This window comes from Pseudomonas sp. A-B-19, assembly GCF_019947515.1.
Classification (GTDB): domain Bacteria; phylum Pseudomonadota; class Gammaproteobacteria; order Pseudomonadales; family Pseudomonadaceae; genus Aquipseudomonas.
The window spans coordinates 137,219-158,826 of the sequence record NZ_JAGYGN010000014.1 but is presented as its reverse complement, the minus strand read 5'-3'; the positions used below and the strand labels follow the sequence as shown (position 1 = coordinate 158,826).

Annotated in this window: 19 protein-coding genes; 11 read left to right on the top strand and 8 right to left on the bottom strand. The window is 59.2% G+C overall.

Annotated features, from left to right (window positions below; translation table 11 throughout):
• Positions 1-277 (bottom strand): outer membrane protein transport protein (locus tag KGA81_RS17445; RefSeq protein WP_223547415.1); only part of this gene is annotated, 277 nt, incomplete at its 3' end.
• Positions 278-1,202: 925 nt separating this feature from the next.
• Between KGA81_RS17445 and KGA81_RS17440 the strand changes: the two genes are divergently transcribed.
• From KGA81_RS17440 to KGA81_RS17425, 4 genes are read left to right on the top strand one after another with little or no spacing between them, the layout of a single operon-like run.
• Positions 1,203-1,985 (top strand): transporter substrate-binding domain-containing protein, encoded by a 783-nt coding sequence (locus tag KGA81_RS17440; RefSeq protein WP_223547414.1) that lies wholly within the window; start codon positions 1,203-1,205, stop codon positions 1,983-1,985.
• A 55-nt stretch (positions 1,986-2,040) separates the two neighbouring features.
• Entirely contained in the window at positions 2,041-2,769 is a 729-nt protein-coding gene (locus tag KGA81_RS17435; RefSeq protein ID WP_223547413.1) for an ABC transporter permease, read from the top strand.
• Entirely contained in the window at positions 2,766-3,476 is a 711-nt protein-coding gene (locus tag KGA81_RS17430; RefSeq protein ID WP_223547412.1) for an ABC transporter permease, read from the top strand. Before KGA81_RS17435 ends, KGA81_RS17430 begins: the two co-directional genes overlap by 4 nt.
• Before the next feature lie 16 nt (positions 3,477-3,492).
• On the top strand, positions 3,493-4,257 hold the full coding sequence (locus KGA81_RS17425) for an ABC transporter ATP-binding protein (protein ID WP_223547411.1): 765 nt from the start codon (positions 3,493-3,495) through the stop codon (positions 4,255-4,257).
• Positions 4,258-4,311: 54 nt separating this feature from the next.
• Here KGA81_RS17425 and KGA81_RS17420 read toward each other — a convergent pair whose 3' ends face one another.
• The 4 genes from KGA81_RS17420 to KGA81_RS17405 all read right to left on the bottom strand — a co-directional run bounded on the left by KGA81_RS17420 (position 4,312) and on the right by KGA81_RS17405 (position 11,481).
• Positions 4,312-6,213, bottom strand: a complete 1,902-nt coding sequence (locus KGA81_RS17420) for a potassium transporter Kup (protein ID WP_223547410.1) — start codon at positions 6,211-6,213, stop codon at positions 4,312-4,314.
• 1,129 nt (positions 6,214-7,342) lie between these two features.
• A complete protein-coding gene (locus KGA81_RS17415) occupies positions 7,343-9,469 on the bottom strand; it encodes a TonB-dependent siderophore receptor (protein ID WP_223547409.1) in 2,127 nt (708 codons plus the stop codon).
• A 315-nt stretch (positions 9,470-9,784) separates the two neighbouring features.
• A complete protein-coding gene (locus tag KGA81_RS17410; protein WP_223547408.1) occupies positions 9,785-10,426 on the bottom strand; it encodes a LysE family translocator in 642 nt (213 codons plus the stop codon).
• A 101-nt stretch (positions 10,427-10,527) separates the two neighbouring features.
• Positions 10,528-11,481: an AraC family transcriptional regulator gene (locus KGA81_RS17405; protein WP_223547407.1), complete on the bottom strand. Its 954-nt coding sequence runs from the start codon at positions 11,479-11,481 to the stop codon at positions 10,528-10,530.
• 165 nt (positions 11,482-11,646) lie between these two features.
• On the opposite strand from KGA81_RS17405, the gene KGA81_RS17400 reads away from it, so the two are divergent.
• The 3 genes from KGA81_RS17400 (at position 11,647) to KGA81_RS17390 (ending at position 15,055) form a co-directional block, all read left to right on the top strand.
• On the top strand, positions 11,647-12,717 hold the full coding sequence (locus KGA81_RS17400) for an NAD(P)-dependent alcohol dehydrogenase (protein ID WP_223547406.1): 1,071 nt from the start codon (positions 11,647-11,649) through the stop codon (positions 12,715-12,717).
• Between the two features lie 24 nt (positions 12,718-12,741).
• Positions 12,742-13,764: an alpha/beta hydrolase gene (locus KGA81_RS17395; RefSeq protein ID WP_223547405.1), complete on the top strand. Its 1,023-nt coding sequence runs from the start codon at positions 12,742-12,744 to the stop codon at positions 13,762-13,764.
• Between the two features lie 88 nt (positions 13,765-13,852).
• Positions 13,853-15,055, top strand: a complete 1,203-nt coding sequence (locus KGA81_RS17390; RefSeq protein ID WP_223547404.1) for an MFS transporter — start codon at positions 13,853-13,855, stop codon at positions 15,053-15,055.
• Positions 15,056-15,183: 128 nt separating this feature from the next.
• Here KGA81_RS17390 and KGA81_RS17385 read toward each other — a convergent pair whose 3' ends face one another.
• From KGA81_RS17385 to KGA81_RS17375, 3 genes are read right to left on the bottom strand one after another with little or no spacing between them, the layout of a single operon-like run.
• Positions 15,184-15,945, bottom strand: a complete 762-nt coding sequence (locus KGA81_RS17385) for a PAS domain-containing protein (protein WP_223547403.1) — start codon at positions 15,943-15,945, stop codon at positions 15,184-15,186.
• Complete coding sequence (locus KGA81_RS17380; RefSeq protein WP_223547402.1) at positions 15,946-16,617, bottom strand: response regulator; 672 nt, start codon at positions 16,615-16,617, stop codon at positions 15,946-15,948.
• A complete protein-coding gene (locus KGA81_RS17375) occupies positions 16,586-17,731 on the bottom strand; it encodes an ATP-binding protein (protein ID WP_223547401.1) in 1,146 nt (381 codons plus the stop codon). Before KGA81_RS17375 ends, KGA81_RS17380 begins: the two co-directional genes overlap by 32 nt.
• A gap of 223 nt (positions 17,732-17,954) precedes the next feature.
• On the opposite strand from KGA81_RS17375, the gene KGA81_RS17370 reads away from it, so the two are divergent.
• From KGA81_RS17370 to KGA81_RS17355, 4 genes are read left to right on the top strand one after another with little or no spacing between them, the layout of a single operon-like run.
• Positions 17,955-18,467, top strand: coding sequence for a dimethylamine monooxygenase subunit DmmA family protein (locus tag KGA81_RS17370; protein ID WP_223547400.1), 513 nt, complete (start codon positions 17,955-17,957; stop codon positions 18,465-18,467).
• Positions 18,464-19,393: a PDR/VanB family oxidoreductase gene (locus tag KGA81_RS17365; protein ID WP_223547399.1), complete on the top strand. Its 930-nt coding sequence runs from the start codon at positions 18,464-18,466 to the stop codon at positions 19,391-19,393. Before KGA81_RS17370 ends, KGA81_RS17365 begins: the two co-directional genes overlap by 4 nt.
• Before the next feature lie 9 nt (positions 19,394-19,402).
• On the top strand, positions 19,403-20,419 hold the full coding sequence (locus tag KGA81_RS17360) for a heme-dependent oxidative N-demethylase family protein (protein ID WP_223547398.1): 1,017 nt from the start codon (positions 19,403-19,405) through the stop codon (positions 20,417-20,419).
• 34 nt (positions 20,420-20,453) lie between these two features.
• Entirely contained in the window at positions 20,454-21,584 is a 1,131-nt protein-coding gene (locus KGA81_RS17355) for an aminomethyltransferase family protein (RefSeq protein ID WP_223547397.1), read from the top strand.
• Positions 21,585-21,608 lie beyond the last annotated feature (24 nt).

Below are 21,608 nucleotides of genomic sequence, written 5' to 3'. Positions count from 1 at the left end.
CGCTGCCCGGGGTGTTGGTGCCGGAGTCGCGGTCGAAGCTCAGGTCGCCATACAGGACCTGCAAGCCGGCGGTGATTTGCGTGCCCGGCAGATAGCTCATGCCCGCGGGGTTGCTGGCGATGGTCGAAGGGCCTTGGGCACGGGCGGCGGCCCCGGCGTTGGCGAGGCCGGCGTTATCGGTGCCGATTTCGTAGAGCATGATGCCACCGGCCCAGGCTTGCTGGCAGCACAGGGCAAGTAGCGCAGAGGCAGGCAAGATCGCTGTTCTGATATTCATGAATCAACCTTGATAGATACCACTTCGGATTAAGTGGTCGATGGCGTCCCCCGGGGCATCAATAAACCCCCACGCGCAATCTCAACCCCAACTAACCATAGCCTAGAAAAGGCAACTCAAGGAGGTGCCGAACAATTTATCGGTTCACACCGCGCGTCAATTTCAATCTGGCACTTTCAACCTGTAGGCCATGCTTTGCGTTCCGGGCTCGATTTTTGCACTTGCCTGGTTGATTCGGGGAAGGACCGCCCACTTTTTATTTATATACTTTCGCTGCAGCAACCCATTTATCTGCAGGATTATATTTATTGATGAGTAATAACAAAGCGGCAATATTTTCAAGGTTCCGTTATACGCACATTCCATTTGCCGTCGCCCGGCTCACTTCATCTAAAATTGCACACTTCGTCAACTTACAGATTGAACTGGAGCTTAGCACCGGCTGTGCTCGTCCCTATATAGCCATTATCAAATACATTGTCGACATTTCCTCACTTTCCATGAGGCGAGTCGACATTCCCAACTAATAGCTCCATGTTCCCCGGGGCGAACCCGTCGTACACATGACCACTCAATGCCTACGATGACACTCCGTCGTTCTGACCGTCGATGCCGCTGGCGCATCAAGGATTGAGCCGGGACAGTCGGCGTCCTTGATCTCACATTTTGTTACCGCATGCCCCAACAGGGTGCAAAAACCTGCTTTGGTAACAACCTCGCAGGCCACCTCAGCCCTGCGCTCACCTGTCTGAAAAGCCCATTCCAGAGCGCTGCACGTGTTTTTTCAAACGCTCAAACCGCGAATTGGCCGGGTGATTGCATATGCTTGTCTGTACAAGTATCTGCGTGTGCATAAGACACTGTGCCAAGCAGTACATGCGCTCTTGCGTCACAAGCGCTTTCGATGGCCCCAGGGAATAAAATAATGAAAAAAGCATGGCTCACCCTTTCTGCATTGGCTTTGTGTGTGGCTGCCGGTTCTGCACTGGCCAAGGAGTACAAGGAGTTGCGCTTTGGCGTCGACCCCTCTTATGCGCCGTTCGAATCCAAGGCCGCCGATGGCAGCCTGGTGGGCTTCGATATCGATCTGGGTAACGCGATCTGCGCCGAGCTGAAGGTCAAGTGCAAGTGGGTCGAAAGCGACTTCGACGGCATGATTCCCGGCCTCAGGGCCAACAAGTTCGACGGTGTGATTTCCTCCATGACCGCCACGCCAGCACGTGAGAAAGTCATCGACTTCTCAAACGAGCTGTTCTCTGGCCCGACCGCGCTGGTATTCAAAAAAGGCGTGGCCATCGGCACCGACCCGGCCTCCCTCAAGGGCAAGAAAGTCGGCTACGAGCAAGGCTCCATCCAGGAAGCCTACGCCAAGGCCGTGCTGGACAAGGCCGGGGTAGAAACCCAGGCCTACGCCAACCAGGACCAGGTCTACGCTGACTTGACTTCCGGTCGTCTCGATGCAGGGATCCAGGACATGCTGCAAGCCGAACTGGGCTTCCTTAAGTCGCCACCAGGCGCCGACTTCCAGGTCAGCGAGCCGATCGAAAGCCCCCTGCTGCCAGCCAAAACCGCCGTGGGTATCACCAAAGGCAACGCCGAGCTCCAGGCCTTGCTGAACAAAGGTATCCAGGCACTGCACGACAATGGCACCTATGCGGCCGTCCAGCAGAAGCACTTTGGCGACCTGAATCTCTACAGCGGCAAATAATGACCCTGCGCCCATTTGCGGATGGGCACTTTTTTGATCGATGTAGGGCTGCCCAATGCTAGAAAACCTCTTAACGATTCTGGGGCTGTCAGGCTTCAGCCTTAAAGGCTTCGGCCCACTGTTGCTGCAAGGCTCCTGGATGACTGTCAAATTATCCTTTCTGTGCTTGCTGGTGAGCGTTGGCCTGGGCCTGATCGGCGCCAGCGCCAAGCTCTCGAAATCGGCACTGCTGCGCGTCCCTGCGCAGGCCTACACCACACTGATCCGCGGCGTTCCCGACCTGGTGCTGATGCTGCTGATCTTCTACAGCCTGCAAACCTGGCTGACCTCGTTTACCGATTTCATGGAATGGGAATACGTCGAAATCAATCCCTTCAGCGCCGGGGTCATCACCCTGGGTTTCATCTACGGGGCTTATTTCACCGAAACCTTCCGTGGCGCCATCCTTGCCGTACCGCGAGGGCAGATGGAAGCGGCTACTGCCTACGGCCTGACCCGCGCTCAGCGCTTTCGCCTGGTGGTGTTCCCACAAATGATGCGTTTTGCCCTGCCGGGCATCGGCAATAACTGGATGGTGATCCTCAAGGCCACCGCGCTGGTGTCGATCATTGGCCTGGCCGATCTGGTCAAGGTGGCCCAGGACGCGGGCAAGAGCTCCTATCAGCTGTTCTTCTTCCTGATTCTGGCCGCCTTGATCTACCTGGTGATCACCACCGTTTCGAACTACGTCTTGCGCCGGATGGAAATCTTCTACGCCGCAGGCACCCGGGAGGCCGTGCGATGATCGAGCTACTGCAGGAATACTGGAAACCTTTCCTGTTCCAGGACGGCACTCACATCACCGGACTGGCCATGACCCTCTGGCTGCTCAGCGCCTCGATCTTCTTCGGCTTCGTGATGTCGATCCCGCTGTCGATTGCCCGGGTCTCGAGCAATGTCTGGGTGCGCTGGCCGGTGCAGTTCTACACCTATCTGTTTCGGGGTACTCCACTCTATATTCAGCTGCTGATCTGTTACACCGGCATTTACAGCCTGGCCGCGGTGCGTGCTCAGCCCGTGCTGGATGCGTTCTTTCGCGATGCGATGAACTGCACCATCCTGGCCTTCGCCCTGAACACCTGCGCCTACACCACGGAGATTTTCGCCGGGGCCATTCGCAGCATGGCCCACGGTGAAGTGGAAGCGGCCAAGGCGTACGGCCTGAGCGGATGGAAGCTGTATGCCTACGTGATCATGCCGTCAGCGTTGCGTCGTTCGTTGCCGTACTACAGCAACGAAGTGATCCTGATGCTGCACTCGACCACCGTGGCCTTCACCGCGACCATCCCGGACATTCTGAAAGTCGCGCGGGACGCCAACTCGGCGACCTTCCTGACCTTCCAGTCGTTCGGCATCGCCGCGCTGATCTACCTGGCAGTCACTTTCTCTCTGGTCGGTCTGTTCCGCCTGGCTGAACGCCGTTGGTTGTCTTTCCTCGGCCCGGCTCACTAATTCAGGATGCTTGTTCATGTACAAACTGACCGTTGAAAACCTGCACAAAAGTTATGGCAACCATGAAGTCCTCAAGGGCGTTTCGCTAAACGCCAAGACCGGCGATGTGATCAGCCTGATTGGCGCCAGTGGTTCGGGCAAGAGCACCTTTCTGCGTTGCATCAACTTCCTGGAAACGCCCAATGACGGCGCCATGAGCCTGGACAACCAGCCGATTCAAATGGTCCATGACCGCCACGGCATGCGCGTGGCCGACGCCAATGAACTGCAACGCCTGCGTACTCGCCTGGCGATGGTGTTCCAGCACTTCAACCTGTGGAGCCACATGACCGTGCTCGAGAACATCACCATGGCCCCGCGCCGGGTGCTGGGCGTCAGCAAGAAGGATGCAGAGGAGCGCGCCCGGCGCTACCTGGACAAGGTCGGTTTGCCGGCACGGGTGGCCGATCAATACCCGGCGTTTCTCTCGGGTGGTCAACAGCAACGGGTCGCCATTGCCCGTGCCCTGAGCATGGAACCGGAGATCATGCTGTTCGACGAACCGACTTCGGCCCTGGACCCGGAACTGGTGGGCGAAGTACTCAAGGTGATCCAGGGCCTGGCCGAAGAAGGCCGCACCATGATCATGGTGACCCACGAAATGAGCTTTGCGCGCAAAGTGTCGAACCAGGTGCTGTTCCTGCACCAGGGGCGGGTCGAAGAACAGGGTGCACCCGAGGACGTGTTGGGTAACCCGAAAAGCGAGCGTCTGCAGCAGTTCCTCAGTGGCAACCTGAAGTAACCGGAGCGCCTTCGAGCAACCCCAGGGTCGCTCGAAGGCATACTCAATGACGCTTTACATCTCAACCTGTGTGCCCAGCTCTATCACCCGATTCAATGGCAACTTGAAGTACTTCAGATTGCTATTGGCATTCTTCAGCAAAAACGCGAACAGGCTTTCTCGCCAACGGGCCATACCGATGCGCTTGGTCGGGATCACCGTTTCCCGGCTGAGGAAATAGGTCGTACGCATCGGACTGAAGTCCAGCTCAGTCAAGTGACAGAGACTCAACGCCAGGGGGACATCGGGTTCCTCGATAAAACCAAAATGCAGACTGACCCGGAAGAACCCTTCACCATAGGCTTCAACCTCGAACCGCCGTTCAGCGCTAACGCGAGGGCTGTCCTCGGACACCACGGTGAGCAATACCACCTGCGCATGCAAAACCTGGTTGTGCAGCAGATTGTGCAGCAGCGCATGCGGAACGGCATCGGCCCTGGCCGTCAGAAATACCGCCGTGCCTTGTACCCGATGAGGAGGCTGCGTACGGATGCTGCCGATGAACAGTGGCAGAGGCAGCGTGGTTTCATCCAGCCGTTCAACGATGATCTTGCGACCCCGTTTCCAGGTGGTCATCAAAATGAACAGGCCAATACCGGCAATCACCGGGAACGCACCACCCTGGAGGATCTTCGGTGCATTGGCCGCGAAGTACAGGCTGTCTACCAGCAGAAACCCGAGCAGCATGGGAATGGCCAACCAGCGCGGGGTATTCCATAGCAGCAGGACGACGGCCGAGGACAGGATGGTGGTGATCAGCATGGTGCCCGTCACCGCGACCCCATAAGCTGCGGCCAATGCACTGGACGATTCGAAACCAAGCACCAGCAGCACGACACCGACCATCAACGCCCAGTTGACCGTACCGATGTAAATCTGTCCCTGCTCCTGACTGGAGGTATGCTGGATAAACATGCGAGGGACATACCCAAGCTGGATGGCCTGTTGAGTCAGGGAAAATGCACCGGAGATCACGGCTTGAGAAGCAATGATGGTCGCCAGCGTGGAGAGTGCGACCATCGGCAGCAGGGCCCAGCCCGGCGCGAGCAAATAGAATGGATTGCGCACCGCCTCCGGGCTCTCCAGGATCAAGGCACCCTGGCCAAAATAATTGAGTAGCAGTCCTGGTAAAACCAGAATGAACCACGCGCGGGCAATGGGGTTACGACCAAAGTGCCCCATGTCGGCATACAGTGCTTCGGCACCCGTCAGCGCGAGTACCACGGCACCAAGGATGGCCACGCCGATTCCCGGATGAACGATAAAAAAATGCGCTCCCCAGTATGGATTGAGCGCTTGCAGTACTTCCGGCCGCTGCAAAATGCCATGGATCCCCAGCGCACCCAGCACGACAAACCACAGCACCATCACTGGGCCGAACAGGATACCGATGCGAGCCGTGCCGTGTTTTTGTATCAAGAACAGCGCCACCAGCACGATCAATGACAAAGGCACCACCCAGTGCTCTATTCCGTCAAACGCCAGCTCTAGCCCCTCAACCGCAGAGAGCACCGAGATAGCCGGGGTGATCATGCTGTCCCCGTAAAAAAGTGCCGCACCGAAGAGGCCAAGCAGAACGAGTACTTTACTCATGGACGGATAGGGGGCTGCCGCCCGACGGGCCAGTGCCGTCAGCGCCATGATCCCGCCTTCACCCTGGTTGTTGGCACGCAGGATGAACAGCACGTACTTGATCGAGACCACCCAGATCAACGACCAGAAGATCAACGACAGAATGCCCAGCACGCCATCGTGGTTGGCCTGGACACCGTAGTGACCGGCAAACACTTCCTTTAGCGTGTACAGGGGGCTGGTGCCGATATCTCCGTACACCACTCCGACAGCTGCGATGAGCAGTCCCACCGCTGAAGTTTTGCGATGGGATTCTTCAATGGCATGGGTCGCTGTTTCGCTCACGTTGCTACGTCTCGAGTATTGAGGGCCGAAAACGCATTCCGTGAGATTTCAAGGCCGGTGGACTTCAGTGAAACTGCCATCGACTTCAGATTAGTAGCAAATTGCACAGCCAAGTGCTCACTCTTTCCGAAGGGCCTGCGACAGACCCGCACCACCTTCCACTCCCCTGCAAGAAACGTCGAAAATCCTGAGGAAATCTTGAGGGTACAAACGAAGAAGCTGAGAGTTGCGCGGCATAAAGGCAATGTCGGTTTTGCCAGTCAGTATCGTTGCGAGCAACAAAAGCCACCGTAAAAAAAGCGTAAATTTTCCGCAGCCATACCCATGAGAAGACTGTCGGACAAGGTGTTGATTCAACCGGTGGACGCAACAGATTGGCTAAAACGTTCAGAGGGCATTGCGTAGTTTAGTGTTTTCCGAGCGGTGCTCACGTTCAAAAAATTGAGTCAGTTGGAACACTGCATTTTTCTCACAGCACACCGCCTCCGCCTCCGTACGTATTGGAAACGCCAGACCAAGACGGCACATTTCCTTGTTGTCAAAAATATCGAAGCCGCAAGGAGCCATGGTGGAGTAGAAGCGGCAACCTATCCGGACTGATCCCGTCTCAGTCGGTATCGCCGGAACGACAACAAACCTCGACGCCATTTCATCACCTTGATTTCACAATCTTTTGTTCTCTCGTGTCATATGACCACTGGATCAACCAATCGATTAATGGAGTCGACAAGCGGTATCAGGTAGCACATGAAGGATGTCTGCCGGCTATCTACTGTGACATTAATTGAGGGCTGCTATTGGCCGTTCTCTGCCGACCATGGTTACAAAGCGTGCTGGTCAATTCCGATGCAATCGATGGTCAGAACGAATGCAAATGTAGTGGTCGAATGCAAACGGGTGGTCAAGTGGAGTGCAGGGCGGCGTTCCGACGATGGACTCAAGAGCGCCGCGTTTGGCCAGCCAATACGCGTTATCGTTAACGAGCATCGCGAGCAATCGAGCGTCGACCGGCTGCTCCTACAGAGGAGCAGATTCGCTTAAGTGAACAGCATTGCGAACAAGTCAGGGTTCAACGGCCGGGGAGCCTTGCTGACCTTTCACGCCAGGCAAGGCGGCCTCTTCAATCGAATCACAACGTATATGAAATACCGACCTGAACCGTTCTCGGTGCCCCTGGAAAGGCGTAGACGTTGCCGAATGCGCCCTCCTCATAATCTTCGTTCGTCAGGTTCTTCACATCCAGGTTGAGCCTGATCCGGTCGTTGACCTTGTAGTAGCTCAGCAGGTCGACAACCGTGTAACTACCCATCGAAAACGCCGTGTTGGCGGTCTGCCCGGCACGTTCATCGACGTACTTGAGCCCGGTGCCAAGCCCCAGCCCCTTGAGCGCGCCATCCTGGAACTCGTAGACATTGAGCAGGCTGAAGCTGTTCTGTGGAATGTTCATCAGCCGGGTGCCGGACTTGATGACGTTGTCCTTGGTCACTTCGGCATCGACGTACGCGTAACCGCCAATCACCCGCCATTGCGGGGTCAGGTTGCCGGCGATGTTCAGGTCAAAACCCCGGCTGCGCACCTCGCCCGCCGCCACGCTGAACGTCGAGTCCACAGGATCGGTGGTGAGTACGTTGCGCTTTTCGATCTGGTAGATCGCCGCGTCGATACTCAATTGACTGTCCAGCGCTTCCCACTTGATACCCAGCTCATAGGACTTGCCCTTTTCCGGTTCGAAACCACCCCCCTGGCGGCTGGCACCGGTATTGGGCTTGAACGAGCGAGCCGTATCGGCATAGATCGCCACGGTGTCGGTGAGGTCATAGAGCACGCCAACGCGCGGGGTCACCGCATTGTCGCTGGCCTCCCAGCTTCTGCCACCCGGCACAAAGGTTTGGTAATCATGCTCGAAGCGCTCGAAACGGGCCCCGGCCAATACTTTCAAGCGCTCGGTCAAGGCCACCTGATCCTGGACGAATGCCGCGTAGGTCTTGAGGTTTTCCTTGTCGTTGGTCGGGGTACGGGTCAAGGCTGGACGCGGCTGGCCGTACACCGGGTTGAAGATGTCGATCGGGTAGGCACTCACGGCCCCGCTGGAGCGCTGGATGATCGACTGATAGTCGTAGTCCTCGTACTCGACGCCGGTCAGCAGGGTGTGATCGAAACCGCCTGCGGTGAAATGTCCGGTGAGGTTGAGTTGGGCGTCCTTGTCCGTCCACTCCAGCTTGCGGTAGTTGAAGTTACGGCCCAGGGTGCGCCCGTCCGCGGCCACACCGTTGGCTTCGACCGCATTCCCCTTGAGGGTACCGTCGAGCCATTGGAATCCGCCGCCCAACGTCCAGTTATCGCTCAGCAGATGCTCGAACCGCAGTTGCGCCATGTTGTTGTCGTTGTGCAATTTGCCGACGTCTTTTTCGCCGAAGAAGGTGTCGCGCGAGGCCGTGCCGATCTGGTTTGGAAAGCGCGTCAGGCCGCGGTCGAGCGGGTGATTGTTGCGCATGAAGTCGCCTTCGAAAATCACCTTGGTGTCATCGGTGGCCTGCCATGACAGCACCGGCGTCACACCGTAGCGTTCGGTTTCGACATGATCGCGGAAGGTATCACCGCCCTCGCCCACCACGTTCAGGCGATAGGCCAGGCGCCCCTCTTCGTCCAGCGGGCCGGAGGCGTCCAGCGTGCCTCGCTTCATTCCCTGGTCATCGAGTTGGCTACCCAGGGTCACCGTGGGCACGGCCAGGGGTTGTTTGGAGATGACGTTGAAGGTGCCACCCGGATCGCCTCGGCCATAGAGCATGGTCGCCGGCCCTCGCAGTACTTCCAGGCGCTCGATGGTGTTGGCATCGGGCATGTTCGGATAGCCACGGTTGATCGGGAACCCGTTGCGATAGAACTCCCCGGTGGTAAAGCCGCGCACGGTAAAGGTGGTCAGGCCCTGGCCGCCGAAATTGTTGGCCCGCCCCACCCCGCCGGCGTAATCGAGGGCGTCCTGCAACCTTGTGGCACTGATGTCCTCGACGACATCCTTGGGTACCACAGTAATGGACTGCGGCGTTTCGTGGATCGAAGTGTCGGTGCGCGTGGCGCTGGCCGAACGCGTCGCGCGATAACCGTCCACTGGCCCCAGGGCGGTTTCAAAATCTGCTGTGCCAACGATGTCAGTCGCTTGCAACTCCAGACTGGCGTTTTCAGTTGTGGCTTGCTCCGCCCAGGAGGAAACGGAGAATGCCTGAAGCACGCAGATGGACACCAGAGTACGACGCATCTAGGAAACCTTGAGAAAATAGCCAAACAGGACGGCATACGTGCCAATTAATCGCGGCGCATAGTACAACACACCGTTAGCATTCGATACGTATTCGCATTTGTATTTTCAAAAAGCTCTCTGCGGTTGCGCCAATCGCTAATCAAGTAATCCCGGAAAACTTCGCTTGAGGGACGATGCGGCGCATAAAAGGCGAGCTAACGCTCGACCTCGTTGTTTGGTGGTGCACGCGTTCCCCTGTAGGAGCTGCCGAAGGCTGCTCCTACAGATATTCCGTTATATGTGTTCCCCCGGGATTGCGTGAAGAACCTTATCTTATGCAGCCTGTCGACGCATGGTCAGGATGGCTGCTGCGAAGCAGATGAAGGTCGACCCTACCACCCGACTGACCCACCGGGACCAGTCAGGCCGGGTCAGCACACCCTTGGCCCGGGAGGCGAGCGCGGCATACAGGCTCAGCGACGCAACCGACAACGCCATGAAGATCGAGGTGAGGATCAGGAACTGCGGCAGCAACGTCGCACTCTGGTCGATGAATTGCGGGAACAGCGCAGTGAAGAACATCGTCGCCTTAGGGTTGGTCAGCGCCGTCAGGAAGGCCGACTTGTACAACTTCAAGCGCGTGGGCCTGCTCTTCTTCGATTCATCCTGCATACCGTCTGCGAGCATCGGGCTCTTTTTGAACAACTGCCTGACACCCAGGTAGAACAGATAACCGGCACCGATGACCTTCACCGCATTGAACAGCCATTCGGAACTGGCCAGCAACGCCCCCAGGCCCAGCATGGCAGCGGCAGACAGGCAGAACAGGCCACTGGCATTACCAAGGGACGACCACACTGCGCTGCGCTGTCCGTGGGCCAGGCTGTTGTTGATCGCCATCAGGGTCGCAGGCCCTGGACTGGCGATGGCAATCGCAGCGACCAGGGTAAAAGCAAGAATCGAGTGAAATTCCATTTTCAAAGCTCTTAGTGGGATAGGCGCTGCATATTACAACAGGTGATGGGTCTACACCTCACATGACACTCGGCTACCTGGCTAAACCAGACATGGAGCCGTCATCGATCACCCCTCAAGTCCGCATTGACGCCACCCTGGCCCTGCCCTCGCAACACCGCAATATCTCTCTTTGGGGGAACGCCAAACAGACGGCTGTATTCACGGCTGAACTGGGACGGGCTCTCATAGCCGACCTTGAAAGCGGCGCTGGATACATCCTGGTGTTCATTGAGCATCAACCGTCTTGCTTCATTCAGTCGCAGCCACTTTTGGTACTGCAAGGGGCTCATTGCGGTGAGTTGGCGGAAGTGGTGGTGAAAGGTCGGCGTGCTCATCTGCACGCGGGCCGCAAGGTCATCGACGCGAAGCGCCGAGGTGTAATTCAACTTCAGCCAATCGATGGCTTTCGCGATCCGATACCCCTGGCCATCGACAGACGTTATTTGTCGCAGCCGGCTCGCCTGATCACTCTGCAAGAGACGGTAGTGAATCTCGCGCTGAATCAAGGGGGCCAGAACGGGGATGGACTCCGGCTCATCGAGCAGGGCCAATAAACGCTCGAATGACGCCAGCATCGCAGGGGTCACTGAACCAATTCCCACCCCCTTCGCAACCGGTCGATCACGGGTTGGCGGCAAGTCACTTTGCGCTATCAGCTCCGCCAGCATGCGCAGATCGAGTTTCAACGTCAGCCCCAGGCATGGCAGTTCCGGGCTGGCGGCCAGCACTTCTGAATTGGCAGGCAAGTCCAATGAGGTGATCAGAAATCGCGACCTGTCATAGGGGTAACCTTCGCCACCAACCCAGAGCTGTTTCTCACCTCGGGCGACGAGGATGATGCTTGGCTCGACCATGCAGACAATGGGCGGTGCCGGATGCTCGCGCCTGAAAAAGCCGAGGCCTGCAATGGCCGTTGCGTAATCACCTGGTTTGGAGATCTGCGCGCCGATGATCTGCGCAAGCCTTTCTTGTGGCGATGTCTGTTGAGGCGCTGTGTCGGGGTTGTTCGTCATATTCGTCTTGTACCTCTTCACTGAACTCTAACCCGCCAGCTCCCGACCGTCCTGCAAAAAAGCCGAGACTCATAGAATCAGGCAAGTAATCCAGTGGAATGCACTACAGAGAGCCTTGGCTGACCGGGAAAATGTCCATCCGACAAATCCTTTGAGGTCTCTCCCATGCTTGTACAAGCCTATGGCGCTCACGCTGGCGACAAACCCCTTGAGCCGATGCAGATCAATCGCCGCACGCCTGCAGCCCAGGATGTTCAGATCGATATCGCCTTCTGTGGCATCTGCCATTCGGATTTGCACCAGGTGCGCGCCGAGTGGGCCGGCACGCAGTTTCCCTGCGTACCGGGTCACGAAATTGTCGGCCGTGTGTCGGCGGTGGGCGCGCATGTTGCGGATTTCAACGTCGGCGATCTGGTCGGTGTCGGCTGCATCGTCGACAGCTGCAAACACTGTGAGGACTGTGACACGGGCCTGGAAAACTACTGCGACGCCATGGTCGGCACCTACAACTTTCCGACACCGGACGCCCCCGGCTGGACGCTCGGTGGCTACTCGCAAAACATCGTGGTGCATGAGCGCTACGTGTTACGCATCCACCATCCCGAGGCGCAATTGGCTGCCGTCGCCCCGCTGCTGTGCGCCGGCATCACCACCTACTCGCCTCTGCGTCACTGGAACGCCGGCCCAGGCAAGAAAATCGGTGTGGTCGGCATCGGTGGTCTGGGTCACATGGGCATCAAGCTGGCCCATGCGATGGGCGCCCACGTCGTGGCGTTCACCACCTCTGAATCCAAGCGCGAGGCGGCAAAGGCGTTAGGCGCCGACGAGGTCGTTGTATCGCGCAACGCTGAAGAAATGGCGGCACATGCCAAGAGTTTCGACTTCATTCTCAACACTGTCGCAGCCCCCCACGATCTTGATGCTTTTCTGGTGTTGCTCAAGCGCGATGGGGCTCTGACGCTGGTCGGCGCACCCGCCTCGCCGCATCCCTCGCCGAACGTATTCAACCTGATCATGAAGCGCCGAACGATTGCCGGCTCGATGATCGGTGGCATCCCCGAGACTCAGGAGATGCTGGATTTCTGTGCCGAGCACGGCATCGTCGCCGACATCGAACTGGTTCGAGCAGACCAGATAAATGAATCCTACGAGCGAATGCTCAAAGGTGACGTCAAGTACCGCTTCGTGATCGACAACGCCACGCTGACCGACCAAACCGAAAACTCCGGCCAATAACCATTCAATCGAAAGGAACATCCAGTGAAAGGATTTTTGCTTGCCCTCGGGCTGCTCATTACCTCTTTTTCTTCAGTAGGAGCCGATATGTCGAACGGTGCGAACAACTTCTACAAAAGCGAAAAAGTGACGGTAGAAAAGGTCACGTTCAAGAATCAATACGGTATGAAGGTGGCAGGCAACCTGTTCACCCTAAAGAGTCTCGATCCTCAAACGAAGAACGCCGCGATCATTGTCGGTCATCCAATGGGCGCAGTGAAGGAACAGAGTGCGAACCTGTACGCGACAAAAATGGCCGAGCAGGGATTTGTCACACTGTCGCTGGATCTGTCCTTCTGGGGCGAAAGCGAGGGCACACCTCGCCAGGCCGTCTCGCCGGATATCTACGCCGAGGACTTTAGTGCAGCCGTGGACTATCTCGGTACTCGCCCGATCGTCGATCGAGAGCGTATCGGTGTCATCGGTATCTGCGGCAGTGGCAGCTTCGCCATCAGCGCCGCCAAGATCGATCCACGTCTGAAAGCCATCGCCACGGTCAGCATGTATGACATGGGGGCGGCCAACCGTAACGGCCTCAAGCATTCAGTCACGCTGGAACAACGCCAGCAAATCATTCGCGATGCGGCGCAGCAGCGTAACGCGCAATTCTGGGGCGGCGAAGTTCGCTATACCAGCGGCTCGCCACTAAAGCTGACCGGCGACGCTGTAGGTGATGAGTTCTATGATTTCTACCGCACCGCGCGCGGCCAGGTCACCCCCGCTGGCGCATCACCGCAAACCACCACCATGCCGACGCTGACCAGCAATGTGAAGTTCATGAACTTCTACCCGTTCAACGACATCGAGACCATCTCCCCGCGCCCATTGCTTTTCATTACGGGCGCCACGGCGCACTCAAGGGAGTTCAGCGAGGACGCCTACAAACGGGCGGCCGAACCCAAAGAGTTGCTGATCGTTCCAGATGCCGGGCATGTGGATCTTTACGATCGGGTCAATTTGATTCCCTTCGCCAAATTGACCACGTTCTTCAACAGTCATCTGAAGTAATCGGATCGGCGACCTACACGGGAACCGTTCCTCTCTCGCGGTTTCGCTTCTGGAGCCGCGACGCTTCACGCAATACAGGATTTATCCAATGACCCATCTTCCCACCTCCCGTGAAGCTCAACATTCATGGGGCGCTGTCCTGGCCATGTCACTTGCTGCATTCGCACTGGTGGCATCGGAGTTCATGCCCGTCAGCCTGCTGACACCCATTGCCGCCGATCTGCAGATCACCGAAGGACAAGCCGGTCAGGGCATTGCCGTTTCGGGACTGTTTGCCTTATTCACCAGCCTTCTTGTCCCCCTGGTGGCGGCGCGGGTTGACCGTAAACCGCTGCTTCTTTCACTGACGCTGTTGATGATCCTTTCCGGAACAGTGGTCGCGTTCGCACCCAACTATGGGGTATTCATGATCGGGCGCGCACTGATCGGTGTTGCGATTGGTGGTTTCTGGTCACTGTCGGCGGCAACCGCCATGCGCCTTGTGCCTGATGACCAGATCACACGCGCCATGGCAATCGTCAACGGCGGCAACGCTTTGGCGACTGTGATCGCAGCACCATTGGGCAGTTTTCTGGGCGCCTTGATTGGCTGGCGCGGTGCATTCTTGTGCGTCATCCCTGTCGCGGTAGTCGCTTGTGGATGGCTGTTGTTAAGTCTTCCAGCAATGAAATCGCACAACGGTTCAGGCACTGGAAACGTCTTCAGGTTGATGAAAAGCGTACCGGTCGCGCTTGGCATGGTGGCGGTCAGTGTGTTTTTCATGGGCCAGTTCATGCTGTTTACTTATTTGCGCCCATTCCTTGAAACGGTCACGCACGTCAGTGTCTCCATGTTGTCTTTCATGTTGCTCGTTCTGGGCCTGGCGGGACTTGCCGGAACCTTCCTGATCGAAGCGTTCTTGAAAAATGGCCTGCATCGAACCCTCATCGTCATCCCGATCTTGATGGCGATGATTGCACTGGCGCTGGTTTCATTCGGTAGCTCGGCGACCACCACGACCGTCTTGCTTGGCGCATGGGGACTGATTGCCACTGCAGCGCCCGTGGGATGGTGGACATGGCTGGCGAGAACATTGCCAGACGCTGCTGAAGCGGGAGGCGGCCTAATGGTGGCGATCATCCAACTGGCAATCGCCTCTGGGGCAACCGTTGGCGGGCTCGTCTTCGATTCGAGCGGCTATCAAGCGACCTTCGAATTGAGCGCCATCTTGCTGGGCGTCGCGGCCGTCCTTGCCTTCCTGGCGGCACGCGCAGCCTCGCGGGAGTCTGTTGTATCGGTCAGCATTGCTTGACGATCAAACAGGTATAGGTCGATTGAGAGCACCTCCACGGGGGGGCGGCGAACTCTCCTGATCAACCCCTGAAATAACCACAACACCGGGGAAATGCCCGGTGTTGTGCCCTCCCCGCAAACCTGCGTTCAACGCCCCAACGCCTGGCCGGTATTGCGCTCGAAAATTGCCCCCTCGATACCCAGCACTTCACGTGTGTCGGCAAAGATCCCCACGCCCTTTTCCCAGACGTGCTTGATCGACTGATCGGCGCAGCGAATCCGGTAGTTGAGTTCGAATGGCTCCTGCCGCGACAGGGCATATTGCACCTCACGCCAGACGTAATCGGCATCCTGCGCCAGGATCAGGCTGTTGTAGGTGAACTCATGGTTGTCCACCAGCCGCTCCGGTGGATACCCGGTCAGTTGCAGGCAACCGGCACTGACGAACTCCATGGTCCAGTCGCGGTTGTTGCGGCCGCGATAGATCAGCCCCGGCATGCTGTCCAGCAAACTCATGCTGCTGCGCTGACTGGCCTGCAAGGCGATCTCGCGGCGTTTGTGCGCGGTAATGTCCCCAGCCACAAGATAAAAACCCTGAGTCCCGTGCTTCAGGCTGACGTCGAACCAGCGCAGTTCCCCCGAAGGGTGAACAAACCGCAGCCGCTGATTGAAGGAAGTTTCGGGGCGCCGACGCAGTTCATGCAGGGCCTGACGCCACAACGAACGGTCCTCATGGTGCACATAATCGATGAGGTTGCGCTCCGGACCCGGCCTATCCATCAGTTCGACCCACGCCAGGTTGAAGTGGGCGATCTGCCCGTTATCGCGCAGTTCAAGCAACGCCGCCGGAAAGCGATCCATCAGGTGCAAAAAAGGTGTCTGCACAAATGCCTCTGGCCGTTCCATCATCTAATGCCGCTCCTCGTGTCTCACCGACGCCCCGTTGTGCACCCACGCCGCCAGCTCCAGGCGCGAGTGCAGGCTGAGTTTCTGCAACAGATTGCGCACATAGATCTTGACCGTGCCATCGCTGATTCCCAGTTCCCGGCCGATCTGTTTGTTGCTCATGCCGGCGGCAATCAGGGCCAGGGTCTGGCCCTCGCGTTCGGTAAGGTTGCCGGTGTCCAGAGGATCAGCCTCCTGCGCAGGGCGGTGCAGCGATTCGCCCTGATCGGCCAACAGGGCAATCAGGGTCGAATCCAGAACGATCGCGCCCTTGTGGCAATTGCGCATGTAGGTCAACAAGGCATCGGGCTCGGTTTCCTTGAGCACATAACCGCTGGCCCCCAGGCGCAGGGCGGTCAACAGCTCGGCGCGATCCATCGATGCGGTGAGCACCACCACCTGGCAGTCGAGGCGCAACTGACGCAGTTCATCGAGCACCTGCAAACCGCTCAAGCCGGGCATGTGCAGATCCAGCAAGACCTGCTGCGGTGCCAGGCTCACCGCGAGGTTGATGCCTTCGCGGCCGCTGGCGGCCTGCCCCACCACCTCGAAGTCGTCACTGGCGCCGAACAGCTGCGCCAGACCCTTGCGAAACAGCGGGTGATCATCGATCAGTAATAAGGTCGTGCAGTCCATCGAAACTCCCCTGTGGCAGGTCCTGGTGATGGCAAAGGCCGAGGTGTACGCGAACCCCGTGCGGGCGGATCGCTTCAATGCTCAGCCGGGCGCCAATGCTCGCGGCGCGCTCGCGGATAATCGCCAGGCCGAAATGGTTGTCCTGCCCCGATGCCGGGCTCAGGCCGATGCCGTCATCCTCCACCGTTACCGAGACATCGCCGTCCTGGTTTTGCCGCAACTCGATGCGCACATGCCGCGCATGGGAATGGCGTACTGCGTTGGCCAGTGCCTCGCGAATGATCTGCAGAATCTGCAATTCGGTTTCCGGGTTCAAAGCGTCATCAGCCAGGCGATTGTCCAGTTCAAAAACGATGATGCAGCGCCGCGAGAACTCGGCGACAGAGTCGGCCAGGGCCTGGCGCAGCGAGCGCCCGTCCATGGTCAGACGAGCACTGGTGATCAGCTCGCGCACCTGGCGCTGCAGCTGGCTCAAGCCGCCGCACAGTTCCTGCAACGCGGTGCCGGCCTGCGCAGGCTCGCCCAACTGCGACTGCAGCAAACGCGCCTGGAACGACAGGTAACCCAACTGCTGAGCCACTGAGTCGTGCAGCTCACGGGCCAGGGCGCCGTGCCGGGACGTAGCCTGTTTGCGCTGTTGCTCACGGGTGTAGCAGCGCAAGCGCACGGTGACGCCGACCGCCTGCGCCGCCTCTTCCAGCAACTGGCGCCAGCTGGCGTGGACTGGTTGTGGGGTATCGAGCAACAACACCCCTTTGCTCGAATCGTCGCTGTGTGGCAAGGCACACAGCAGGCGATGCACGCCCCGTTGCCGGCAAGGGCCACAGGCCTGAGCCTCATCGGGCAGTGGCGAGTCACGCCAAGGGCAACGCGCAACGTCCTGACAGCCCTCGAGCAATCCGCGCCGTGCCGGCCCCAGGTCTTCGCCGCCCAGGATCAGATTCAGTTTGCAGGTCGGCAACAATGCTTCGAAACGATCCAGAAAACCCGACAAGGCACCGTCAGCGTGCACCTGACACAAGGGCAATCCGGCCAGCAGTCTGCGCACGCTGCGTGCCTGTTCGGGGCGAATACGCCCCAACCAGAGCGGCCACCACTGCGGTCGTGTTCGCACTATCGATAACTCCCCGTCCGGTTGCTCAGCCCTGAGCGAAGACCAGCAACTTCCATGCCCCGAACAGGCGTTGCGCAGGACTTATCTCCAAAGACATAGCCCTTTTTCCGGATTGAGAAGATTTTCCCCATAGGAAAGTATCTTCCCCAACAGGAAACAAACGCCCAGCCCAACGCCACCTTTCTCGCCCTTCGACAAGCGCGGATCAGCCAGGAAAGCCCACATGACGGATAGACACAGCGCCGCCCCGGACCGACTTCACAGCCTCCCGAGCTATCGCCAGCCGCTGCCTCGTGAAAGCGTCACCCGGCACATCGTGGCCATGCAATCGGCGGCCGCCTGCTCGCCCTTTGTCGGGGAACTGGAACAGCCCCTGGTGCTCAATGGCGAGAGCGCCGACTTTGCCCGCCGCCTGCATCAGGTACTGGTCAGCGCCACCGTCGGCAGCCATCTCTACATCATGGGCGACGAAGCCTTTATCTGGCGCATCCACGGCGAGGCCCGCAGCGCCGGACTGGAAAATGACGAGATTGACATCACCCGCACGATTGCCGGTGCGCGAATGGTGTATTGCGTGCACTGCGGCCTGACTCAGGCCGCCGGGCCGGAGCCGCTGCTGACCTGCATCGGTTGCGACGTAGGGCTGGAAGTCCGCGAACACTTTTCCCGCCGCCTGGGGGCGTACCTTGGCGTCTGCACCAACCCCGACCAGCCTTATGCCGGAGTCCGGTCATGAGCGCCGCCATCGAAGTACGGGTCAGCGCGGCGAGAATGCTTACCCCGGTGGTGCGCGAATTCACCCTGCAGACGTGCGCCGGCCCCCTGCCGGCTTTCTCCCCCGGCAGTCATGTGCAGGTTCACCTGCCACTGGCCGAGGGCAAGCTGCGCAATGCCTATTCACTCACCAGCGACCCGGCGGACAGCCAGCACTACCGCATTGCCGTACGCCTGCAGGAGGTCTCCCGCGGCGGCTCGCAGTACCTGCATCGACAGGTCCGGATCGGGGACACGCTGCAGATTTCGCCACCGGCCAATCTGTTCGCCCTGCACTCGACCGCCAGCCTGCACATCCTGATCGCTGGAGGCATCGGCATCACGCCGTTCATGGCCTACATCGCGGCCCTGGAACAACGCAAGGCCCACTTCGAATTGCACTACCTCTGTCGTCCGGGCCTGAGCGATGCCTATGTCGAGGCGCTGCAACAGCGGCTGGGATCGCGCCTGCACACCTACGCCAGCCGCCCGGACCTGAGCCGAATCCTGCGTGATCGACCGCTGGGCAGCCACCTTTACACCTGTGGCCCGCAACCGTTGCTCGACGCGGTTCGGCAACAGGCCAAGCTACTCGGCTGGCCACCCGGCCGGGTGCACTGGGAAGCCTTCAATGCCGCACAACCGGGCCAACCCTTCGATCTGGAACTGCTGCGCAGCGGTCGGCGCCTGCGGGTCGGCACCGAGCAAAGCCTGCTCGAAGCCCTGGAATCGGCCGGGCTGCAGATCCCCAACCTGTGCCGCGGCGGAGTCTGCGGCCAGTGCATGACCCGCCACGTGGGCGGCGACATCGAACACCGCGACAGTTTTCTAAGCCCCGCCGAGCAGGCCGACTTTCTCATGCCCTGTGTCTCTCGCGGCTGCGGCCCTTGCGTTTCGCTGGATCTTTAGGAGTCGACCATGACCATTCAATCAAGCCCCGTGCAGAGCTATCGAGACGATTTCAGCTTTCGCAACAGCCCCGCCGCCATCCGTCGATTTCCCTTCCCCTTCACCGAGGACAGCTACCTGTATTCGGTGAACATCGAACCGGCGACCTCCCGGGATCCCGGTTCGATTTACCAACACGGGTTCGACATCGACGAACACTACCGCTCGGAAATGGCCGAACGCACCCTGGTGCTGGACAAGGATCCGCGCCGCTACCTGGTGCTGCCGCACATGCAAGTGGCGGCCTGGGATGCGCTGCAGATGCTCATGGAGCACCTGGCCGCGGATTACCCGCAGTGGTTCTCGCTGGTGCGTGAAGGTGACCGCTGGCATTGGCGCAACACGCTGCTGAACATCGATCAGCACTTTGTGTTCGGTGATGCCACCAGCCTGCCCTGCGAGCCGTTGGAGTTCATCGGCCGACAGGTGCAAGGGGATTTCGCCCTGCTCGATCAACGCGACGGCGATCTGTACATGGACGCCGGCCTGGTCACCAGCCCGGCCGACTGGTCCCTGGCCTTTGACGCCGGCATGAGTTTCAAGCAATGGCATTCGCCGGTGCCCATGGCCCACCAGATGGGCATCTTCGACCGCGCGCTGAAATACCTGCTCAACCTGCAAACGGGCCAGCCGGTGCGGCGCCTGAACTGGACACTGACCATCAATCCCCGCCTGGACTCCTCCCCCGAGACTTTCCATGAATGGGGCGCCGACCGCGGCCGCATCACCGCCGAAAACGTCGGGCAACAGGTTCACCTGCGCGTCGAACTGCAAGTGATGGCCCGTCTGCCGCGCAGCAACGCGGTGATGTTCAGCATCCGCACCTACCTGATCAGCATGCAGGAGCTGGTCACCCAGCCCGGCTGGGGCTGCCGCCTGCACCGTGTGCTGCGCGACCTGCCTGAGCCGATCGCCGAGTACAAGGGCATGAGCCGCTACCGACAGACCCTGGTCGAGTGGCTCAGCCGCTTCGACCCGCAAGCCTGAACCCTGCCCCACTTTCACCGACAAGGATCTTCACATGACGCATTCATGGCGTATTTCTGCACTGGCCGAACGGCACCGCGCACTAGGCTCGAACCTCGAAGACTGGAACGGCATGGGCACTGCCTGGACCTACGACAGCGATCTTGCCGATCATCATCAGGCGATCCGCACTCGGGCCGGGTTGATGGACGTGTCTGGGCTGAAAAAAGTCCACTACGTTGGGCCCCATGCCGAGAGCCTGCTGCAATGGGCGACCACCCGCGACATCGCCAAGCTCTATCCCGGCAAGTCGGTGTACGCCTCGATGCTCGACGAGGAAGGCAAGTTCGTCGATGACTGCATCGTCTACCGCACCGGACCCAACGCCTTCATGGTGGTCCATGGCGCGGGCACCGGCTACGAAATGCTCGTGCGCTCATCCCAGGGCCGGCAAGTGGCGGTGCTGTTCGATGACGACCTGCACGATCTGTCGCTGCAAGGGCCGCTGGCGGTGGACTTTCTCGCCGAGCACGTCCCCGGGATCCGTCAGCTGCCTTACTTCCATCACCTGCAAACCCGCCTGTTCGATCGCCCGGTGATGATCTCGCGCACCGGCTATACCGGCGAACGCGGTTACGAGATTTTCTGCAAGGCCGCCGATGCCCCGGCGCTATGGGACGAGATTCTCGACCAGGGCGCGGGCCTGGGCATCATCCCTTGCGCCTTTACCGCCCTGGACTGGTTGCGGGTGGAAAGCTCGCTGATGTTCTTCCCCTACGACAACTCGCAGATGTACCCCTTCGCCGATCAGAAGGCCGGCGACACCCTCTGGGAAATGGGCCTGGACTTCACCGTCTCCCCGGACAAGCGCGAGTTCCGTGGCGCCGAAGAGCACTTTCGGTTGCGCGGCCAGGAGCGCTTCAAGATCACCGGCGTGTTGCTCAAAGGCGTCCGCGCTGCCGAAGCCGGCGACACCCTGTGGCAAGGCAACCAGCAAGTCGGGGTGGTCACCTGCGGCATGTATTCGCGCCTGAGCAAACGCTCCATGGCCATCGCCCGCATGAGCGTCGCCTGCTCGAATCCAGGCATTGCCCTGCAGGTGCGCGGCAGCCAGGAAAGCGCCGCCGTGACCCACGCCCTGCCCTTCGACGACCCGGAAAAAACCAAGCGCACGGCCAAGGGCTGAGCCTCCAACCACCTTATCCAAGGG